A 21,969-nucleotide genomic window follows, 5' to 3' on the forward strand; every position below is an offset into this window, starting at 1 on the left:
AACTTGAAAAGGACGGGTGTAAAATGAAAATTTCCAAACGCTTGCAAAATTTACCAGATCAGTTTTTCTCTAGCCTTGTTGAAAAAGTTGGAAAAAAGGTGGCAGAAGGGCATGATGTCATTAATTTAGGACAAGGAAACCCAGACCAGCCAACACCCAAACATATTGTGGAAGCAATGAAAACAGCTTCAGAAAAACCACTTAACCACAAATATTCTTTATTTCGAGGAAAACATGAACTAAAACAAGCCGCTGCGGATTTTTACGCGCGTGAATATAATGTAACGATTGATCCAGACACGGAAGTAGCTATTTTGTTTGGGACAAAAACAGGCTTAGTGGAGCTGCCGATGTGTTTGATGGATCCAGGTGATACGATGCTTTTACCTGATCCGGGCTATCCTGATTATTTGTCAGGAGTAGTGTTAGGTGAAGTTCAATTTGAAAAAATGCCGCTTATTGCCGCAAATAATTTTTTACCAGATTTCACTAAAATTCCAGAAGACATAGCTGAAAAAGCTGAATTAATGTATTTAAATTATCCTAATAATCCAACTGGCGCTGTGGCTACGGCAGATTTCTTTGAAGAAACAGTCGCTTTTGCCAAGAATCATAATATCGTTGTTGCGCACGATTTCGCATATGGAGGTATTGGCTTTGACGGTAAAAAACCAATTAGTTTTTTAGAAACAAACGGTGCAAAAGAAGTTGGAATTGAACTTTATACACTTTCGAAAACATATAATATGGCTGGCTGGCGCGTTGGTTTTGCAGTTGGGAACAGCGAAGTTATTGAAGCTATTAATCTTATTCAAGATCATATGTATGTAAGTCTTTTTCCAGGGATTCAAGATGCTGCAATCGAAGCTTTAACAGGAGATCAGACTTGTGTGGGTGAATTAACCGCTCGTTATGAAAGTCGCAGGGATGTCTTTATTTCTGCTTGTAAGAAAATTGGTTGGGAGGCAGTTGCGCCGACGGGTTCGTTCTTTGCTTGGATGCCAGTCCCGGAAAATTTTACAAGTAGCGAATTTGCTGATTATCTGCTAGAAGAGGTCAGTGTTGCCGTTGCGGATGGTAGTGGCTTTGGGGAGTTTGGTGAAGGTTACGTCCGCGTAGGTCTTTTAATGGATGAAGAGCGCTTGGAAGAAGCAGTAACGCGAGTTTCCAAATTGCATTTGTTCGATAAAGTTACACAGCAGTAGCCAATTTATCCAATTTTAAGAGAAAATCGCTTGTAATAATTCAGATAATTAATGGGATGTGTTATAATTGGTTAGTAAGTCTATTCTTAGCATGTTGTTTTATGAAGGCAGGCCAGAATTTAAAATGTTTAGTGAGATTTTTATGCATTAAATAAAAAGTATCTGTCCCGGTTAAAGCCGGCGAAATCCAGGAATGAGAGGACTGTAAAAAAATGGCAGAAAAGAAAATTCTTGTAGTAGATGACGAAAAACCGATTGCGGATATAGTTAAGTTTAATCTAAATAAAGAAGGCTTTGATGTATATTGCGCCTATGATGGCGATGAAGCGTTAGAACTTGTAGAAGAAGTTCAGCCAGATTTAATTTTACTGGATATTATGCTTCCAGGTCGTGATGGTATTGAGGTATGTCGTGAAGTACGTAAAAAATATGATATGCCAATAATTATGGTAACAGCGAAAGATTCAGAGATTGACAAAGTTATCGGACTAGAACTTGGTGCAGATGACTACGTAACGAAACCATTTAGTAATCGCGAGTTAATTGCTCGAGTGAAAGCCAATTTGCGCCGTCACAGCCAAGTCAGCTCAAATGCAGCCGAGGAAGAAGAAAACAGCGAACTAGAAATTGGTTCTTTGATTATTCATCCGGATGCATATGTGGCTTCTAAACGTGGAGAAACAATCGAACTAACACATCGTGAATTCGAATTACTACATTATTTAGCAAAACATATGGGACAAGTCATGACACGTGAACATTTACTTCAAACCGTTTGGGGCTATGACTACTTCGGCGATGTTCGTACGGTGGATGTTACCGTTCGTCGTTTACGTGAGAAAATTGAAGATAACCCAAGTCACCCAGCATGGTTAGTAACTAGACGCGGAGTTGGCTATTATTTACGCAATCCAGAACAAGAATAAATAACAAGAAGTGGTCGCCGAAGTGAAAAAAATTCGGTGACCACTTTTTTTGGGTATTTTCGCTTACTTAGTTACTATTTTTATAAATAAATCGACCCAATTAACAGGAAAAACAATACGTCTACACCATAACATATGGTATACTAATTTAAATATATTACCCCGAATAGGAGTAGAAAGACTTATGCATAAAATGAGATTTTTTCAGTCCGTACAATTTAAGTTAGTTATTATGTATTTGCTACTAATTATCGTTGCAATGCAAGTAATCGGCGCGTATTTTGTACGTGAGCTGGAAGGGCAACTGGAGAAAAATTTTCAAGATTCTATTACGAATAGTATTACGCTTTTAGATTATAACGCTAGAGAAGAAATTATTAAAAATAGCGACAACTCCGTCAAGTTACAAAATGATATTAGAGAACTCTTAGTCGATTATTCTCGCGCAAGTAGCAATTTAATCGAAGTAAGAATTGTAGATGACAAAGGAAAAATTCTCGGCACATCTAATTTAAATAACCAAGGAATTGTTGGACAAAAAAGCAACGATCCACTTGTAAAACGAACATTATCACTTGGAACGACTTCTGAGGACAAAATCTATAAAGACGAATCGAATAAAAATAACCGCGTTTGGGTGAACGTATCCTCCATCAAAAATAAAGGCCAAGTGATAGGGGCTATTTATCTTGTCGCCGATATCGAAAGTGTCTATAAACAAGTTGATGATATTACAAACATTTTCATCACAGGGACTTTGATTGCGATGATTATTACAGCCGTCCTTGGAATTCTATTATCAAGAACCATTACTAAACCAATTATCGAAATGAAACGTCAAGCTTATGCGATGGCTCGCGGCAACTATAGCCGCAAAGTTAAAGTATACGGTGTCGATGAAATTGGTGAACTGGCTGATTCTTTTAATACACTAACAAAACGAGTCCAAGAAGCCCAAGCAATGACTGAAGGGGAGCGGCGCAAGTTATCCTCTGTACTCGCATATATGACTGATGGCGTAATTGCAACAGACCGCCGCGGGAAAGTAATTCTCATTAATACGCCAGCAGAAAAAATGCTTCGCGTGAAACATGAAAGTGCGAATGGGCGCTCGATTATTGATGTTTTAGACATCGGAGACACGTACCAATTTGAAGATTTAATGGAAGTAGATGGGTCACTAACAATGGACCGTAGTACTCTCGACAAACCGTACGTGCTTCGTGCCAATTTCTCGGTCATTCAAAGGGAAACAGGCTTTAATAATGGGGTTATCGCGGTACTTCACGATATTACCGATCAAGAAAAAGTCGACCAAGAACGTCGCGATTTCGTATCCAATGTATCACATGAACTAAGAACCCCACTTACCAGTATGCATAGCTATTTAGAAGCATTAAGCGACGGCGCGTGGGAAGATAAAGAAATCGCTCCACGTTTCCTTGAAGTAACGCAAAATGAGACCGAACGAATGATTCGTCTCGTTAACGATCTCCTCAAACTTTCCAGAATGGATGGCGGCAGAGAACAACTCGAAAAAAGCTTCGTGAACTTTACGGATTTCTTTAACCATATTATTGACCGTTTTGAAATGATGAAAAAAGAAACAATCATGTTCAAACGCCATATTCCAAGAGAGCCAGTCATCATCGAAATTGATGAAGATAAAGTAATGCAAGTGCTTGATAATATTATTTCTAACGCCAATAAATATTCACCGGATGGTGGCCGCATTTCCTTCTATCTGAAAAAATTTGAAGATGAAATTGAAGTAAGCATTGCCGATGAAGGTTTAGGCGTACCAGACGAGGATTTAGCAAATGTGTTCGACCGATTCTTCCGTGTAGACAAAGCACGCTCGAGAGAAATGGGAGGAACAGGGTTAGGACTCGCTATTGCTCGAGAAGTTATCGAAGCACATGGTGGTCGAATTTGGGCCGAACGTAATAAAACCAAAGGAACCATAATTAAATTCACCCTGCCATACAGTGACTTACCGGAGGATGATTGGGAATGATGAAAAAAACAGGATTTCGCTCATTTATACTAACCATTTTAGTCGTACTCAGTATTGTCCTAAGCTACTTTATTTGGAAGGGACAACCTGATTACGAAGCAATTAACGTAAAAGAAGTGGAAAAAACAACCATTGACAAGACAATGACAACATCGCAAGTATTCAAACCATACAAGCTAGCTGTAAATGCAAATGAAAATAATTACCAAAGTTTAGATGCTGATTTATTAAACGAACTAATGGCACAAGGTAAAGCCTTTAGTTTCTCGGAAGTAGTATTAGCTAGTAAAAAAAGTAGTGAAGACTATGAGAAATTAATCCATAAAAACGGAACTATCGAGATTATTTTCCCCAATAATATTCCGTTCTCTATCTTTGCTCAAATTTTTCAAGTAGAAGGGGAAGGGCTTGAGTCAGCTTTCTTTAATCGAATTGTTTTTGATATTAACAAAACGGATACTGGGCTACATTCGGTTTATTTCACAAATGACGATCAAGAAAATATTTACCAAAGTTCTTTGCAAAATAAAGACATTGATAAAATCGAAAAAATTGTTAAAAAGAACGAAAGCAAGCTGACTCAAAATGATAAGCTAATTTCAAACAAACGCAATCTTTTTCTAAGCTCTGAAAAAACGAAACTAAATCGCAAAAAATATATCATCGATTCGCTTGAAATTAATTTATTCACGTCCGCACTATTCCAAGATTCTGGTACTGTTAAAAGTGAAGGAAACACATACACAGATGGTTCAAGTGTCATTGAAATGGATACAGATAATAAAGTATTAGAGTATGTAAATCCATCACAAGAACGTACTAATCCAGAAGATCTCAGTAGTGTCAAACGAGCTGGACTTATTCAAGATAGTTTTAACTTTGTGAACGACCATGCTGGTTGGACTGGCGACGGCGCTTACTATTTCACAGGTTATGCCGCGGAAAGTGCGACGACTAATTTCAGTTTATTCATCGATAATTTACAAGTATACAATGAGAATGGCATGGCGGATATTTCTGTAACAGAAGGACTTGAAGCTGTTTATAAATACATGAGACCATTTTTCCGCTTAGATACAGATGTTCCCGGAGAGAAAAAAGAAGTTACGTTACCATCCTCTTATTCTGTCTATAGTGCTCTTGCCCAAAATCCTAACGTCAAAGCAGAAGAAATTGAAGATATTGTTCCTGGCTATCATATGACTAGAAGCGAATCTTCGGGCATGAATCGTCTTGTAACATTAGAGCCGACGTGGTTGTATAAGTATCATGACAAATGGTTCATCTTCCAACCAGACGCAGAAAAGGCGGGTGAATAAAAATGGATTGGCGTAAAACACAAATGATTTTTATTGTGACTCTCCTCATTCTTAATGTTTTTTTAGCGGTAATATTTTTCAACAAGCAGTTATCAGATGACCCAGATACACTCGGAAATGAAACGCTAGAAGAACGATTAAAAGCAGATAATATCTCTCATCCTGATTTATCGACCAAACCTACTAGCGGCTCTATTTTCACTACAGAGCGAGCAGCTTTTACAACAAAAGATGTGAGCGATCTTACAGGGCAAGCCATTACGCTTAAAGATAACAATAAACAAATCTATTCTGTCTTACAAACTCCCGTAAAAGCTGGCAAAAAAGGTAGTAACCCAGAATTTCAAAAATTTATGGAATCAGATGTTTATCGCGGGGAATCCTATCAATTTTGGAATTATGACAAAGATGCTCGGACCCTCACTTTTAATCAATTAATTAATAATAATATGGTTTTATTTGATGAAGCGGGCCAAATTACTTTTTATTTAGATCAAGATGACCGAGTGATCTCATACGAGCAAACTTGGATGTCCAAGCAAGATGATTTAAAAGATAAAACCAATTTAATGTCCGCAACAGATGCATTAGAAGCGGTTTATCAGCACGGAGAATTGAAGCAAGACAGCGACGTGGTTTCTGCAACATTTGGCTATTACACGACAGTACAGCTACCCTCTGGAAATGTATACTTCCCCGTTTGGTGTTTTGAAGTAAAACATTCTGGTGAAACTAATTATGTCCTCGTAAATGCCAAAGACGAACAAGTAATTAATCAATCAGACAACAAATCAACCACCGAGCCAGGTACAGAATTATCGAGCCGTCAGAAAACCAAATAAAAAATGAGTCAACCTAATTATCATGAAAAATTAGGTTGGCTTTTTCAAACGATAGGGCATGCAATTTTGCCGAATTAGCGTTACAATGAAAGATATATAAGCCTTTAGGGGGATAAAAAATGTTCGCAAATAAAATTTTAACGGAAAAAGATACGGATCAAATCCGATTTAGTATATTAGCCAGTGGAAGCTCAGGGAATGCCACACTTGTCGAAACAGGAGACCAAAAAATTCTGATCGATTGTGGTTTGAGTGGAAAGAAAATGGAAGGATTATTCGCGCAAGTTGGTCGTGATATGAACGATTTAGACGCGATTCTAATTACTCATGAACATTCAGATCATATTAAAGGTCTTGGTGTGCTTGCTCGGAAATACAAACTCCCTATTTATGCTAACGCGAAAACGTGGAAAGCAATGGATAATATGATTGGCGAAGTGTCTTCAGATCAAAAATTCCAATTTGATATGGAAACAGTAAAAACCTTTGGTAGCATGCAAGTGGAATCCTTTGGAGTCTCTCATGATGCAATTGAGCCGATGTTTTACATATTTCATAAAGGGAATAAAAAATTTGTAATGATAACGGACACTGGTTATGTAAGCGACCGAATGAAAGGTCATATTGCGGGGGCTGATGCTTATCTTTTTGAAAGTAATCATGATGTAGAAATGCTTCGAATGGGACGCTATCCGTGGAATGTAAAACGCAGAATTCTTGGTGACGAGGGACACGTGAGCAATGAGGACGCTGCAATAGCAATGAGCGAAGTCATTACCGATCAAACAAAACGAATTTATTTAGGACACCTTAGTAAAGACAACAATATGAAAGAACTTGCGAGAATGAGCGTAACACAAACACTTATGGCAGAAGGTATTGATGTTGGGGGTAAACTAGAAATTTTTGACACAGACCCTGATAATGCTACATCTATCTTTACTATTTAAGTTTCACCGTTTTTTTAAAGCTTTTTCATCGTTTTTTCATATTTGGGGTTTATTATGGAAGTATATAAATGCGAAATTTGCAGAGAGGAAGGAAGACATGGACGAGAAAGAAAAGAATTTAAATGAAAACAGCGAGAATGAAAGCACGCCAAAAAGAGAGGTCGAGGATACTTTACATACACCGGAGAGCGCGCAACCAGTCCAAGAAACTCCTATTGTAGAAGGCGTGACCCCAGAAGGGGAGAAATTTGCCGGAGCGACAGAAGATGCAGCCGAGGCGAGTTCTACAAATGCATTTTTTGAAGAAGCAAGTAATAAAGAACCAGAACCTGCTAGACCGGCTCCAGGGCCAAGACGCGCTGGTACAACTGGTGGCGGGGCAGTTCCACCTAATAGAGTGAATAATGGCGGAAGTGGTAACGGGAATGGTGAACCACCGAAACGCGGCAAACACTTTATCGGTTACTTTTTAACAGCACTTATTGGTGTTATTATCGGAGGACTTATTATTTTCTTTGTCGCTTGGGATAATGGTGACAATGCAGATACAACTTCAAACTCAAATAATAAAGCTACCAAAGTAGAAAAAGTTTCAGTAGATACAACATCAGATGTAACAAAAGCAGTAGACAAAGTACAAGATGCGGTAGTGAGTGTTCTAAATTACCAATCATCTTCATCCCTTGATGGAACAACGACTTCTGAACAAGAAGCTTCCTCAGGATCTGGTGTTATTTATAAAAAGGCAAATGGAAAAGCCTACATCGTAACAAATAATCACGTTGTTGCTGATGCAAATAAATTAGAAGTAACTTTTACAAACGGTAAAAAATCCGAAGCAAAATTACTAGGGACAGACGAATGGAACGATTTAGCTGTTCTTGAAATTGATGATAAAAATGTTACTACAGTCGCTGCATTCGGCGATTCAGATTCATTAAAACTTGGTGAACCAGCAATTGCAATTGGTAGCCCACTAGGAACAGAATTTTCCGGTTCTGTAACACAAGGTATTATTTCTGGTCTAAACCGTGCAGTACCAGTTGATACAAATGGCGACGGAACAGAAGACTGGGAAGCAGATGTTATCCAAACAGATGCAGCAATTAACCCTGGTAACAGTGGTGGAGCTTTAATTAATATTGAAGGCCAAGTAATTGGTATTAACTCAATGAAAATTTCGATGGAAAATGTAGAAGGTATTAGCTTTGCAATTCCAAGTAACACAGTAGAACCAATCATCGAACAACTAGAAACAAAAGGCGAAGTAGAACGTCCATCTCTAGGCGTATCCTTACGTGATGTTGATACAATTCCAGAAACACAACAAAAAAATATCTTGAAATTACCTGATAGCGTAGATTACGGCGCAATGGTACAACAAGTAGTATCCGGTTCTGCAGCAGACAAAGCAGGCTTGAAACAATACGATGTTATTGTTGAACTAAACGGCCAAAAAGTAACAAACTCCATGACATTACGCAAAATTCTATACGGTAACGACGTGAAAATTGGCGATAAAGTCAAAGTGAAATACTATCGTGACGGTAAAGAAAAATCCACAGATATTAAATTAGAAGCAGCAAAAACAACTACATGATAACAAAAAGCCATTCTCTTGAAAAAGAGGGTGGCTTTTTTTCTGTGGAAAACTTGTGGATAGCGATTTTTTTCGGATATAGATATGGTAGAGAACAAGAATTCTCCTACTAAATATAGAACTGGTTTGTGGATATGTGGATAACTTCTGTGGATAACCTGTGTGTAAGCAGTGAATATCTTGTGGAAAAGAACAATTTTGATAATTTAATCAATAAACACAGATTTATTTTTGAAAAAAACACATTTTTTGCGAAAATATAGGTCAAAAAAGAAAAATGTGGATAGAAAGCCATTTATCCACATTTTTACTTTTTATAAGCTGGATATGTGACAAGGAAAATAACTTTACATAGAGATTTGATTCGCGAGATTGATTGTAGGAGAAGGGGTTCCGCTGTTTGGTGGAGTTTGAGTTTTGAATAGTTAGGCGACGATTTTACCTGTGGATAAGCTGTGGATAGTGAAATTTGGCTATCATATATATTGTGGAGAATATACGTTCGGACACAAAATAGAGAAGGGGCTTGTGGATATGTGGATAATTTTTGGGGATAACTTGTGTATAAGGGCGGGATAACCTGTGGAATAACTTTTTATGGAAAGCTGCTCTTATTTTATTTTGACTAGTGCAATGAGGGATTTTTGATGTATGATAAAAGTATTAAAAAAGATAAGGGTGGCATAAATGAATATTCAAATTGTAACGGTCGGGAAATTAAAAGAAAAATATTTAGTGCAAGGAATCGCCGAATATTTAAAACGACTTAGCGCCTATGCGAAAGTGACGATCGTGGAAGTTCCGGATGAGAAAGCTCCGGAAGTGCTGAGTGATGCCGAAATGAAGCAAGTAAAAGATAAAGAGGGTGCGCGGATTTTAGCAAAGATTCCGGACGATGCCCATGTGATTGCGCTGGCGATTGATGGGAAAATGAAGTCGAGTGAAGAATTTGCGGCGGATTTGGATAAGCTGGCGACTTATGGTAAGAGTAAGGTGACGTTTGTGATTGGTGGATCGCTGGGACTTAGTGAGGCGGTGTTGAAGCGGAGTAATGAGCGGATTTCGTTTGGGAGGTTAACGCTGCCACACCAGTTGATGAGATTGGTGCTGGTGGAGCAGGTTTACCGGGCGTTTCGAATTGTTCGGGGGGAGCCTTATCATAAATAGCTAGCTGGTTGAAAGGGTTGTAATCAACAACTTAACTTTTGAATGCTGGTTTACTTTTTTCGATAAGCCATTTTTCACCATTTGAAATTGTATGATCTGCATGATAAATTAATGTTTTTCGAAGTGATGCGTATTCTGTGGGTAATGTTTCATAGTTTAGAAAATGATAGTTTAGTGCGATGCTTTCGGGGATAATTCCAATACCAAGTTCATTATTGCAGATTTCAACAAGTGTTTCGGGAATATTGATCTCTGATATGGAAACATTTGGGATATTAATATCGTTAATGAGAGCAGCCAGGGCGCGGTATGAATAACATTGTTTGCTGAAGACGTATAATCGTTCTTCCGCTAATATTTTTTGGACTGATTTTCCAGCTGTGTTGCCTGCGAAAACTAGTTTATCCCATGAGAGCGTTTGTGAGATGATTTGGCTATCTTGAAATAAATTTTCTTTTTCGAGTTCAGCGACATATGCGATGGTTAGTTCTCTGTTAGCTATTTTTGGTATTAATTCACTTGTACTTCCGCTAACGATAGATAATTTTTTATTTGGAAACTGTTGATAGAACTCTTTAATGATTGTGTTAAATTCCATAGGCAAAGAAGATTGCGTAATACCGATTGAGATAGTTTCTTCTTCATTATTGATAATATCAATCGTTTCCTCCCATAATAAAATCATTTTTTTGAATTGTTGATAGATTTTTTCGCCCTCTTTAGTTGGTTCCACACCATTCGAGTGCCGGAAGAAAAGTTGAGTTTGGAACTGTTTTTCGATATTTTTTATTTTATTGGACATATTAGACTGTAAATGATGCAGTTCATTCGCTGCTGCAGAAATACTCTTTAGTTCAGCTACTTTATTAAATGCTTTCATGTTTTCAATATCCATAATTTTCTCCTTTTGGTATCAAAAATAATGATACCGGCATATGATTTTCGCATTTCAAATGATAGCGCAGATAGATTATACTTTATTTACAATATAAATTCAATTTGGGGGTTATGTTATGAATACAACCATTCAACAATTGGTTAAACATGTTTCAGTAAGAGAATTTAAAAATGAAAGATTATCAGATGAAATCAAACAACATTTATTAACAGCTGCGAGAAGTGCATCTAGTTCGCATTTTGTGCAATCTTTTTCTATTTTAGAAATCACAGATGAAAAACTAAGAAAGGAACTAGCTGAAATTACAAATAGTGCTTCTTATGTAAATCAAACGGGGACCTTTTATGTGTTTGTAGGGGATTTATACCGACAATCAAAACTTTTACTGGAGAATAATAGAACTTTAGATGGGTTGAGAAATATGGAATCATTACTCGTCTCTGTGATAGATGCTACAATTGCAGCTCAAAATATGGTTATTGCTGCTGAGTCTCTTGATTTAGGAATCTGTTATATCGGTGGAATAAGAAATGATATTGAAAAAGTAGCTGAATTGCTAAACTTACCACCATTTACGATACCTGTTTTCGGATTAACTGTAGGCGTTCCAGAATATAAAAATCAAGTAAAACCACGGCTATTACTAGAAAATCAAGTAGGAGAAAATCAATATCCACATGAACAATTTACGGATTTAAAAGCGTATGAGGAATTGACCAAAGATTATTATGCTTTACGTGAAAAAAATCAGCATCAAACTTCATGGGGAGACAAGAATGTAGCGTTTTTTGAAGAAATACGAAGACCAGAAATAGCTGGCTTTTTGAAAAAACAAGGGTTTACATTGGATTAATTAATTTTCGTTGTAGGGCGTATAAAAAATAATAGTATTAAATTTATGAGAGGCTGGAAGAGTATTTTTTCCGGCTTTTTATTTGATTGGGGCTATTATTTTGTCATAGAAAGCTTAAACTAGATTAGATGGGGATAGATTTGTATAATTAATATGGAGTTAAAATTACACTAATATATCCAAAATAAATTTCATAAAAGGAGGATCCAAATGAAATTTCTAAAAAAATACGGTTTTTACTTTTTATTACTCGGCGTTTTGAGTGATTTTCTAACGCCTTACATACTTGGAATTTTTTACCCAGAATTAAATCAAATGACGCGGGTTATGAGTGTGTTTGGGGATGTGGCTAGTCCGGTGCGGGGAGCGTTTTTGGTTTGGTCGGTGGTGTCTGGGGTGTTCTTTGTGCTCGCTTTGCCGGCGATTTATCAGAGCGTTGTTAAAACTTCGCGGACTTTGGCGATTTTGCTTGCTTCTGCGATTGGTTTGTATGGGATTGGCGATTGTATTTTTACCGGGTTGTTTAGTATTGACACGGAGCAGGCGAGTTGGACATTTTCGACTTGGGTGCATAATATTGGCTCGGGGCTTGGTTATGCGGGATTTTTGATTTTTCCGTTGTTTCTGGTCATTCTTTACCGGAAAACTGGCGATAAAACCCGCAGCAATATCTATCTAGTTTTACTCATTGTTAGTTTGCTGTCGGCTGGTGTTTATGGGCTTGCGCGGATTCCTGCTGTGAATGACTTGCCGGTTTTAGATAAAATTGGTTTTTGTCAGCGGATTAGTTTCTTTTTTAATTATTTGCCGATTGTTGTTTTTGGAATTGATCGGATTAGAAAACCCTAGATTGTTTAAGAATCTAGGGTTTTTTGTTCGCAAAGTTCGATAAATTGCTGGAAATCTTCTTGTTTTGCTAGTTTTTTGACGAAGCTGCGTTCGTTTAAGATGGTTACTAGTTGGCCGAATAATTCTTCAAAAGAGTTGTCGCGTTCTTCTTTCATGGTGAGCAGGAGGACGAGTTTGACGCGATTTCCGCCCCAGTCGATTGGTTTATCAAGTGAGCATACGGCGACGGCATTTTTTTTCGCGCTTCGCTGGATGGCATGCGGGATGGCGTAGTAGTTGCCATAACAGGTGCTTGATAATTGTTCGCGCTCAAATACTTTTGCTACGTAATCGGGGTCGCAGTAGTCGAATGCAGTTAACTGTTCGCAAAGAAACGTAATTACTTCTTCTTTTGATTTGAAGTTTTGTTTTGGGAAGAACAGCTCTTTTTTGAAAAATTTTCTGGAAATCGAATCGGCTTTGGGCTTAGTTTCTAAAATGTGCTTGATTTTCTGCAAATCTGTTTCTGTTAAAAGTAAATCGTAATGATAGACTGGGATGTCAGTTGTTAGGTTTAATGGTTCGGCGGTGATAATTAAATGGATTTCTTTGTCTAAGGTGAACTGCTTTATATCAAAAATAGATTGAGAAACGAGCAAGTCAATCGAAAAATCGGCAATTTTCTTAAGTTGATTATGAATTAAACGTTGGCTACCTGCGCCGTACGGTGAAACCAAGAGGATTTTTCTTTTTTTACCGTGATTAATCGTTTCCGAAGCAGATAAAAAATGTAGCGCGATATAAGCGATTTCGTCATCTGGGAAAGTGATCGCAAGCTCTTTTTGAATAAAGGCAGAGGCATAAACACTGACGTTATAAATAAATGGGAACTTGTTTTTTAATTCTTCGGTGAGTGGATTGGTTAAATATTGTTTGTGATTGGCTCTTTTGTATAGGGCTGAAATATGGGCCACTAGATAGGTGGCTATTTTTTCATCAGCGGAAAAGTCGATATGGAAATTTTGGTCCACTGCTTCAAGGAGCCGAGTGACAACGCTGCCAAAAACTTGTGCGTCAATGGTTGAAGTTGTCGTTAGTTTGCCGGAATAAAGCCGGGCGATATAGCTTAATTCTTGCGTTGGAATATTGATTTGCAATTCATTTTCTAACGTTTCGGCTAGATGCTCTGCCATTTCAAGACTAGTTTTATCTTGTTCTGTTAAAGCCGTTCTTTGAATATAACTCCCCATACTAATTCGCTCAATTAAAACGGCGATATGCAAGATGAACGAAATCGTTGAGAAATCATTCATAAAAAAATCGTTCTTTTTGTGGTAGGCAATAATAAGCTCGGAAAGTTGCTTTAGATTGCAGTAATCAAAGTAATCGGCGTATTTATCTAGGCTTAATTGATGGTTTTCGATTTCTTGATTGAGGAATAGATTGAAGATGCGCCGTTTTTCTTCTTCGCCGCCCTCGGTTAGTAGTTCGTTGCTTTTTCGAATAATACAAAGCGACTCATCTTTTTCAGCGATAACCGCGTTGAGTTCTTTAATAATACGAGCTAACGTCGATTCGCTAATGAAAAATTGATCCGCTAAATCATAGAAATTGGTATGATCTTGTTCGATAATATGGCGTAATAATTCAAAATGTAGATTTTCGCTATTTTTGGTTAGATTTATTTGTGAAAGCTGCTCGTTTGGCGTTAGAAAGTAGCCTTTTCCAGCTTTTGATGCGATGATTGTGGAACTAAATGACTGGTTAATTTGCACAATGTCATTTCGCACAGTTTTGGAAGAAACGCCTAACATTTCTGAAAGTGCTTTTGCTGTTACTGTCTTTTGGCTGTCGTTAAGCTTTTCTAACAATGAACGTTGCCTTTCTGAAATAGTCATTATATCCCCCCTAATTCTCCCTTAACCTATTGTTATTATACAACACCAAATAGAGAAAGAGACGAGTTTTTTTGTCCCAATCTCTATTTAAGTGGCTATTAATTAGCAGCGATGTTTTCTTCTTCGGCTTCTTTTTCTAAAGCGACAAGGTTTTTCTCATACACTTTTAGGAATGGGTAGTACATTAGGCCGTTTAAGAAAATCAGGATGAATACGAGAACGATGGCTCGCCAGTCCATGGTGGATAGAAATGCTCCAATTGGTGCGGGCATTTGCCAGGAGAAGACGGCGAACGTTTTTCCGACAATCCCGAAATACATACAAAGATACGTGATGACACCATTGAATACGGATGTGAAAATGAACGGGAAGAAGAAAATCGGATTCAGCATTAGTGGTGTTCCGAAAATTAGCGGCTCAGAAATTCCGAATATGGAAGGTAAGAAGCCGACTTTCCCGATGGTGCTTAGTTGTTTGGACTTGGATCGCATCATTAAAAAGGCAAGTGCGAGAACGGAACCAGAACCACCGATGATAACGAAATATGTCCAGAATGGTGTCGTGAAAATATTCGTCAAATCTTGACCAGCCATTTTTTCAGCGGCGTTGATTGAAAGGTTTCCGTCACGAATTGGGCCTAGAATTCCGGCAAGTGCGGCATCGTGGACACCGAAGAACCAGAATAAGTGAACTAGGAAAATACTTAGAATCGTGAATGGTAAGCTATCGGCTGCTTTGAAGCTCGGCGCCATTTTTTCATATAAGAATTGGATGGCAGTTGTGTCTAGCAGGTTGAAAATGATAAAGATAATCGAGAAAAAGGTCATTAAAATAATACCAGGAACTAAGGCTGCGAATGTCTCGGATAGTGAGGCTGGAACGCTATCGGGCATGGTTATTCGACCGACATTTTTCTTGCGCATCCAGTGATAACCTTCTACGGTAACGATGGCGACGAAAATCGAGAGTAATATTCCGCGTCCATCAAGGAAACTAATGTCGACTTCTTTGCCGTCCCAACCCATTTTGATTGGGTTAAGTACGAGCATAAAGAAACCGGCGATAGAAAACATGAGTGGGCGTAAGAAATCTTCGTGGTAGTGTTTGCATAAATAATACGTGATACCGACGCAAATATATAACGACATGGCGCCAAGTGTGATTCCGCTAATCCAATTTAGGATTAAATCATATTTTTCAGCAAAGTTAGCCCAAGCAAGCAGGAAACCATTTTTCGTATCATCTGTGACTGGAGCCGCTTTCAAAATAATCGGAATTGAACCAAACAATGTAATTGGCAGCATGGACATAAAGGCATCTCTGGTTGCTTTCAAATGGCGTTGCTGGCTAAGTTTGTTAGCCAGCGGGGAAATATATTGATCCATTTTTTCGCTAATGGTATTAAATCGCATGTTTTTATCCTCCTATTAATTTCTGGATGTCTTCGTAAACCCCTTTGCCGTCCATGATGCCGTATTTTACTGGTGAAATGGCATGGACTGGGACGCTGACGGCCTGTTTAATTTGTGGCATAAGGAAACGGATTTGAGGGCCGATAAGAACGAGGTCGACACCGTCCAAATAATCAGTATACTCGGATTCGCTATAAGCAGTGACGTTTAATGTGTTGCCAGAAGCGGCTTCTATTTTTTTCGCAAGCATTCCTGTAGACATACCAGCATTACAAACTAACATGATATTTTTCATTTTCCTGCTCCTTTTTTTAAAATTCTCTTCGTTTGATGAGTTTTCCCTGACTTTCAATCATTTCTTTGAACCAGTAGTAGGAAGCTTTTGGTTTTCTGATTTGGTTGTTTTCGAAATCAACTGCTACAAGTCCGTAACGCTTTTCGACACCATTTTTCCAAGAGTAAAGGTCGAACGGGGACCAAGCGTAGTAGCCGCGAACGTCACAACCAGCATCGATTGCGTTGAAAATGGCGTTAATATGGTCGTTCATAAAGGCGATTCGGTAGGTATCATCTACTTTTGCCACTGAAACATCTTCGCGAACACCAATGCCGTTTTCTGTCACATAAAGTGGTAATTGATAGCGTTCGTAAGCCTCGATTAAGCCATCTTGTAAGCCTTTTGGATAAATTTCTGTATCCCATTCGGTTGTTTCGTTGGCGGGATCCTTCACTTGTTCGAACCAGTTTTTGATGAGAACTTTACTTTCGCCTTTTTTACCGCTGTGGTTAAATTGTAGCTGGGTTTCGCCGCCAGTGTATGGTTTAACGAGCGTGCGCGAATAGTAATTTAAGCCGATGAAGTCGACAGTGTTTTGTTTAATTGTTTGTAGTTCGTCTGTTTTCATAAAGCTGATGTCGTGCGATTTTGCTAGTTCGGCAATGAGGTCGACCGGGAATTCGCCAAGTGCGGCTGTGTCGAGAATCCAGTTGTTGCAATAGTTATCAGCGTAGCGCATCGCAATTTTTGTTTCAATACTTTCATCGACACCGTTCACCGGCGTGTAGCTGTGAACAATACCAATTTGCCCTGGATAGCCACCTTCTTTAAAAGCTTTGACGCCTAAAGCACTCGCGTACATCACATTATAAGCGGCAATCATCGTTTTTTGTGTATCTTGATAGCCAGGTGGGTAGTTGCCGATTTTATATCCGTTAGCAACAAACCATTTCGGCTCGTTAAACGTAGTCCAATTCGTGATTTTATCGCCAAAGTGGTCATAACAAACCTTGGCATAATGCTCAAATGCGGCGCAAACATCGTGATCCAACCAACCACCAGTTTCTTCCCAATATTGCGGCAAATCCCAATGATAAAGTGTCACAAACGGCTCAATGTCATATTTTTTACACGTATCTAGCAAGTTTTGATAAAATTCGATCCCTTTTAAGTTGATGTCACCTTGCCTATTTTTAATAATCCGCGGCCAAGATAAGGAAAAACGATAGGAATTTTGCCCGCCTTCTTTCATCATCCGAATGTCTTCCTCGTAGCGGTGGTAGTGATCGCTCGCCACGTCGCCATTCTCAAGACCTGCTTCGTGCAAGTAATAATCCCACATCGATTCCGCCTTGCCATCCACATTCCAAGCACCTTCACATTGATAAGAGGCCGTGGCACCTCCCCATAAAAAGTTGTTATTCATTAGATAAACTCCATTTCCATTGATAAATTTCTCCCAGTTCCCGAATCATTTCCACGGCAATATCCGTAGAAGACAAGTGACCTTCCGCATGAACAAGCAGTAAATCCACCTCTCTCATTCGGTTCTCTGAAGATAGTTTTCGTAAAAGTTCCGCGTGCGCTCGGTGCGCCAGTTTAATCTCATCTTTCGCTTCAGTAATTTTCTGAGTGAAAGATGAGATGTTTTGCAGTTTTACTTCTTTCAGTGCCTCAAAAGCACAACTTTTCGCATTCCCGGCGTGTAAGATGATTGCCATGGAATCGAGTTCTGTTGTTAGTTCGTTGCTATCTGTCACGTAAAGACCTCCTTTTGATTTGTCTTTACTATAGCTGGAAAAATGGGGGAGGTGAAATTATTATTTGCCACTTTGGAAGTGGAAATTGGTTTAGGAGGATAGTATAAATAAAGTGGCTCTTATGGGTATAAAGATGGTAAAATATAATTATGTAAATTGAAAATAAAAATCAGAAAAATATTTTATATAAACTAGATATTAAGGTAGTGGGGGATAAATAATGATTACATCAGAAGAAATTAAACGTAGACTGTGGGACGGTGCAAATGAACTCCGTGGTTCCATGGATGCGAGTCGTTATAAAGATTACATGCTAGGACTAATGTTTTACAAATTTCTAAGTGATAAGACATTAGAAACATATAAATCAATAGCTGGCGAAGGACAGTTATCTGAAGCAGAGCTAGTAGAAAAATATGCCAAAGCAAGAGCGGTTCATGGCGAGAATTTAGATAAAATGATTCAAAGTGTTTTAGGCTATTTTGTGTTACCAGAATATCTATATCAAACATGGTTAAAAGATATTGCTATCGGTGAATTTGAGGTCCAAAAAGTAATTGATAGCTTGAATAATTTTGAGCGAACAATTGCTGTATCAGGCGATTCTGATGATTTCCAAGGTTTATTTTCCAGTTCTACCATTGACTTAACAGATACTGCATTAGGTAGCAACTTAAATGAACGTAGTAAAAATATCAAAGCGTTAATTGAGTTGTTCCAAGATTTAAACATGGTTGCTTTGCAAAAAAGTGATGTTCTCGGGGATGCTTATGAGTATTTAATTGGTCAATTTGCTATGGAATCTGGGAAAAAAGCTGGGGAATTCTATACGCCTAGACAGGTAAGTGAAGTTATGGCACAAATTGCGGCTAAAACTTCTAATATTACTTCCATTTATGATCCAACAGTTGGCTCTGGCTCATTATTACTAACGGTGAAAAAACATTTAAAAGAAGATGTCCAAAAAGATTTAAACTATTATGGACAAGAAAAAAACACTGCTACTTATAACTTAACGCGAATGAATCTGTTACTTCATGGTGTACGCCCTGAGAAAATGAGCGTTAAGAATGGTGACACGTTATCAGAAGACTGGCCTGAAGATCCAAGTCGTCCGGCTGAGGGAGTGCTATTTGATGCAGTTGTAATGAATCCGCCCTATTCACTAGCAAACTGGAATAAATCTAATTTAAAAGTAAGTGACCCTCGTTTTGAAATAGCAGGTGTATTACCACCAGATTCAAAGGGAGACTTTGCTTTTCTTTTGCATGGTTTATATCATTTAGGTCAAACTGGAACGATGGCAATTGTGTTGCCTCATGGTGTGTTATTCCGCGGCGGAACTGAGGGCGAAATTCGCAAACGACTATTGAACAAAAATTATATTGATACAATTATTGGGCTACCCGGGAATTTATTTACAAATACAGGAATTCCAGTATGTGTTTTGATTTTGAAAAAGAATCGAGCAATTAGTGAGCCAGTTCTTGTTATTGATGCTTCGCGGAATTTTATTAAAGTAGGCAAACAAAATGAACTACAAGAAAAAGATATTGCGAGAATTGTAGATACTTATGTGGAACGAGCTGAAAAGGCTGGGTATAGTCATTTAGCTAGTAGAGAAGAAATTGTGGAAAACGATTATAATATGAATATTCCCAGATATGTGGAGTCAATTGATAAAGAAATTCCTCATGATGTAGATGCTCATCTTTATGGCGGCATTCCGCAAGCAAACATCGACGAACTAAAAACATTACAGACAACGGTAAAAAATGTGTTGGATAGTGCGCTTAAGCCGATTCGTGACGGATATGTTCAATTGGAAAAAACTATTGATGAACTAACGAATGAAGTACTAACTGATAAAAATATTACTACTAAATCAGATATTATCCGAGAAAAATCTGAAGCTTTTATTGAACTATATTGGAAGAAATTACATGAAATTAATAATATTGTAGATGTAAATCCATTGATGGAAGAAATGCTCGTTAATATTAAAGAATTACTTTCCTCTTTCGACGGAATAGATGTGTATGATGGCTATCAAGTTATTGCGGAAGTCTGGAAAAATAGTTTAACACATGATGCTGAGCTAATAGCAGGTGGTGGTTTCTATACAATTGGTCGGACACGTGAACCAAATATGGTGACTAAAGGTAGCGGAAATAAGAAGCGCGAAGAACAAGATGGATGGGTTGGCGCGATTGTTCCTAATGAATTAATTGCAAAACGTTTCTATAGTGAAGAACTTCAAATAATTGAGGATAAAAAAGCTCGTCTGACTGCCGTGGAAGCGGAACTTAGTGAACTAGTAGAAGTGGCTAAAATTGAAGATAGTGAAGAGAATATCGTACTATTTGAATCAATAAAGAAAAATGCAGAAGGTGAACCACAAGATTCATTTGAAAGTAAGACAGTGAAAGCAGAACTAAAGAGAGTAACAAAAGAAAGCTCTTCTTATGAGTTGTTGAAAAAAGCAGATGGATTAATAGCTGAAAAGTCTTCGCTAGGTAAAGAAATTAAAGCTAAAGAGAATGAACTCAAAGAAGCTGTTTATGAGCGGATTCTTGTTTTAACTGATGAAGAAATTGATGAGTTAGTATTCGAGAAATGGTTTGGCACAATGGTGGATGATTTAGTGAAGCTTATTGAATTACCGCTTAAGAAGGAACTAGATATTATAAAACAGTTGCATGAACGCTATGCCGAAACACTTGATGATATAGATGAAGAGAGTAAAAAGTTAGAAAATGAATTAGAAAAATTGATGAGTGAACTGGTGGTGAGATAGGTGTCACATATTAACAAGAGAGTTCCTAAAAGAAGATTTATGGAATTCAATAATGCTGTCGCTTGGGAACAGCGTAAGTTAGGTGAAATTGCGAATTCCTTCGAATATGGGCTTAATGCAAGTTCTAAAACATATGATGGAGAAAATAAATATATTCGAATTACAGATATTGATGAAAGTTCTCATGTATTTAATCAAGATAATCTAACCTCCCCAGATATAAGTTTAGATAACCTAAATCATTACTTATTAGAAGAGGGTGATATTCTCTTAGCGAGAACAGGAGCAAGTACTGGAAAATCTTATTGTTACAATAAAATAGATGGCAAAGTATTTTTTGCTGGGTTTCTAATAAGAGCAAAAATCAAACATGAATATAATGTCAGTTTTATCTTTCAAAGCACTTTAACAGAAAGGTATAATAATTTTATTCAGGTTACTTCTCAGAGATCAGGCCAACCAGGAATTAATGCTCAAGAGTATGCTAGATTTGCTTTATATATTCCTAAATTAAAAGAACAACAAAAAATAGGTGACTTTTTCAAACAACTAGACAACACTATCGCTCTTCATCAACGTAAGCTAGAAAAAATAAAAGCATTAAAAACTGCCTATCTCTCAGAAATGTTTCCAGCAGAAGGAGAAACCAAACCAAAACGCCGATTTGGAGGATTTACTGATGATTGGGAACAGCGTAAGTTTATAGAAATTATTAATCGTTTAAGTAAAACCTCTAATTCGAGTATCCTTCCTAAAGTAGAATATGAAGATATAATTGCAGAAGAAGGTCGATTGAATAAAGATATCTCTAACAAATTTGATAGTAGAAAAGGCATTTTGTTTCAACCTAAGAATATTCTATATGGAAAGTTACGTCCATATCTAAAAAATTGGTTATATCCTGATTTTAAAGGTGTTGCTGTAGGGGACTTTTGGGTATTTGAAGCTATAGAAGCTACCCCTCGTTTTATCTATAATTTAATTCAATCAGATAGTTATCAGAAAGTAGCTAATGATACTGCGGGAACGAAGATGCCTAGATCAGATTGGACAAAAGTATCTAATAGCAGCTTTTTCATTCCAAAAGAAAGCTCTGAACAAAAAAGAATAGGTACCTTTTTCAAACAACTCGACGACACTATCGCTCTTCACCAACGCAAACTACAAAAACTACAAAACATCAAAAAAGCATACTTAAACGAAATGTTCATTTAGAACGG

General features: G+C 37.7%; 18 protein-coding genes. 12 read left to right on the forward strand and 6 right to left on the reverse strand.

Features of this window, described 5'->3' with window-relative positions:
* Window positions 1-23 precede the first annotated feature (23 nt).
* From LMOATCC19117_RS01605 to rlmH, 8 genes are all read left to right on the forward strand, one after another.
* Window positions 24-1,205 (forward strand): pyridoxal phosphate-dependent aminotransferase, encoded by a 1,182-nt coding sequence (locus LMOATCC19117_RS01605; protein ID WP_003734546.1) that lies wholly within the window; start codon window positions 24-26, stop codon window positions 1,203-1,205.
* Between the two features lie 212 nt (window positions 1,206-1,417).
* Window positions 1,418-2,131 carry a response regulator YycF gene (yycF, locus tag LMOATCC19117_RS01610; RefSeq protein ID WP_003724221.1) on the forward strand — a complete coding sequence of 238 codons (714 nt, stop codon included), beginning with the start codon at window positions 1,418-1,420 and terminating at the stop codon, window positions 2,129-2,131.
* Window positions 2,132-2,315: 184 nt separating this feature from the next.
* Entirely contained in the window at window positions 2,316-4,148 is a 1,833-nt protein-coding gene (gene walK / locus LMOATCC19117_RS01615) for a cell wall metabolism sensor histidine kinase WalK (RefSeq protein ID WP_003724222.1), read from the forward strand.
* Window positions 4,145-5,467, forward strand: coding sequence for a YycH family regulatory protein (locus LMOATCC19117_RS01620; RefSeq protein WP_003722909.1), 1,323 nt, complete (start codon window positions 4,145-4,147; stop codon window positions 5,465-5,467). Before walK ends, LMOATCC19117_RS01620 begins: the two co-directional genes overlap by 4 nt.
* Before the next feature lie 2 nt (window positions 5,468-5,469).
* Window positions 5,470-6,309 carry a two-component system regulatory protein YycI gene (locus LMOATCC19117_RS01625; RefSeq protein ID WP_003724223.1) on the forward strand — a complete coding sequence of 280 codons (840 nt, stop codon included), beginning with the start codon at window positions 5,470-5,472 and terminating at the stop codon, window positions 6,307-6,309.
* A 119-nt stretch (window positions 6,310-6,428) separates the two neighbouring features.
* Entirely contained in the window at window positions 6,429-7,259 is an 831-nt protein-coding gene (locus LMOATCC19117_RS01630) for an MBL fold metallo-hydrolase (RefSeq protein WP_003722911.1), read from the forward strand.
* Window positions 7,260-7,356: 97 nt separating this feature from the next.
* On the forward strand, window positions 7,357-8,859 hold the full coding sequence (gene htrA, locus LMOATCC19117_RS01635) for a serine protease HtrA (protein ID WP_003724224.1): 1,503 nt from the start codon (window positions 7,357-7,359) through the stop codon (window positions 8,857-8,859).
* Between the two features lie 687 nt (window positions 8,860-9,546).
* Window positions 9,547-10,026 carry a 23S rRNA (pseudouridine(1915)-N(3))-methyltransferase RlmH gene (gene rlmH, locus LMOATCC19117_RS01640; RefSeq protein WP_003722913.1) on the forward strand — a complete coding sequence of 160 codons (480 nt, stop codon included), beginning with the start codon at window positions 9,547-9,549 and terminating at the stop codon, window positions 10,024-10,026.
* 31 nt (window positions 10,027-10,057) lie between these two features.
* Here rlmH and LMOATCC19117_RS01645 read toward each other — a convergent pair whose 3' ends face one another.
* Window positions 10,058-10,921, reverse strand: a complete 864-nt coding sequence (locus LMOATCC19117_RS01645; protein WP_003724226.1) for a LysR family transcriptional regulator — start codon at window positions 10,919-10,921, stop codon at window positions 10,058-10,060.
* Between the two features lie 118 nt (window positions 10,922-11,039).
* On the opposite strand from LMOATCC19117_RS01645, the gene LMOATCC19117_RS01650 reads away from it, so the two are divergent.
* Window positions 11,040-11,777, forward strand: a complete 738-nt coding sequence (locus tag LMOATCC19117_RS01650; RefSeq protein WP_003724227.1) for an NADPH-dependent oxidoreductase — start codon at window positions 11,040-11,042, stop codon at window positions 11,775-11,777.
* 210 nt (window positions 11,778-11,987) lie between these two features.
* A complete protein-coding gene (locus tag LMOATCC19117_RS01655) occupies window positions 11,988-12,626 on the forward strand; it encodes a DUF998 domain-containing protein (protein ID WP_003724228.1) in 639 nt (212 codons plus the stop codon).
* A gap of 5 nt (window positions 12,627-12,631) precedes the next feature.
* Here LMOATCC19117_RS01655 and LMOATCC19117_RS01660 read toward each other — a convergent pair whose 3' ends face one another.
* The 5 genes from LMOATCC19117_RS01660 to LMOATCC19117_RS01680 all read right to left on the reverse strand — a co-directional run bounded on the left by LMOATCC19117_RS01660 (window position 12,632) and on the right by LMOATCC19117_RS01680 (window position 17,952).
* Window positions 12,632-14,503 carry a BglG family transcription antiterminator gene (locus LMOATCC19117_RS01660; RefSeq protein WP_003734547.1) on the reverse strand — a complete coding sequence of 624 codons (1,872 nt, stop codon included), beginning with the start codon at window positions 14,501-14,503 and terminating at the stop codon, window positions 12,632-12,634.
* 98 nt (window positions 14,504-14,601) lie between these two features.
* Window positions 14,602-15,915 (reverse strand): PTS sugar transporter subunit IIC, encoded by a 1,314-nt coding sequence (locus LMOATCC19117_RS01665; protein ID WP_014929018.1) that lies wholly within the window; start codon window positions 15,913-15,915, stop codon window positions 14,602-14,604.
* 4 nt (window positions 15,916-15,919) lie between these two features.
* Entirely contained in the window at window positions 15,920-16,210 is a 291-nt protein-coding gene (locus LMOATCC19117_RS01670) for a PTS sugar transporter subunit IIB (protein ID WP_003722919.1), read from the reverse strand.
* Window positions 16,211-16,226: 16 nt separating this feature from the next.
* Window positions 16,227-17,618, reverse strand: a complete 1,392-nt coding sequence (locus tag LMOATCC19117_RS01675) for a glycoside hydrolase family 1 protein (RefSeq protein WP_003734548.1) — start codon at window positions 17,616-17,618, stop codon at window positions 16,227-16,229.
* Complete coding sequence (locus LMOATCC19117_RS01680; protein WP_003734549.1) at window positions 17,611-17,952, reverse strand: PTS lactose/cellobiose transporter subunit IIA; 342 nt, start codon at window positions 17,950-17,952, stop codon at window positions 17,611-17,613. The genes LMOATCC19117_RS01675 and LMOATCC19117_RS01680 overlap by 8 nt, the downstream gene beginning before the upstream one ends.
* Before the next feature lie 220 nt (window positions 17,953-18,172).
* Here LMOATCC19117_RS01680 and LMOATCC19117_RS01685 point away from each other — a divergent pair, with 220 nt between their 5' ends.
* Both LMOATCC19117_RS01685 and LMOATCC19117_RS01690 read left to right on the forward strand, forming a co-directional pair.
* A complete protein-coding gene (locus LMOATCC19117_RS01685; RefSeq protein WP_003734550.1) occupies window positions 18,173-20,749 on the forward strand; it encodes a type I restriction-modification system subunit M in 2,577 nt (858 codons plus the stop codon).
* The gene (locus LMOATCC19117_RS01690) at window positions 20,750-21,964 is read left to right on the forward strand and encodes a restriction endonuclease subunit S (protein ID WP_003734551.1); all 1,215 of its coding nucleotides are present in this window, start codon (window positions 20,750-20,752) and stop codon (window positions 21,962-21,964) included.
* Window positions 21,965-21,969: the final 5 nt, after the last annotated feature.

It is taken from the genome of Listeria monocytogenes ATCC 19117 (assembly GCF_000307025.1).
GTDB classification, from domain to species: domain Bacteria; phylum Bacillota; class Bacilli; order Lactobacillales; family Listeriaceae; genus Listeria; species Listeria monocytogenes_B.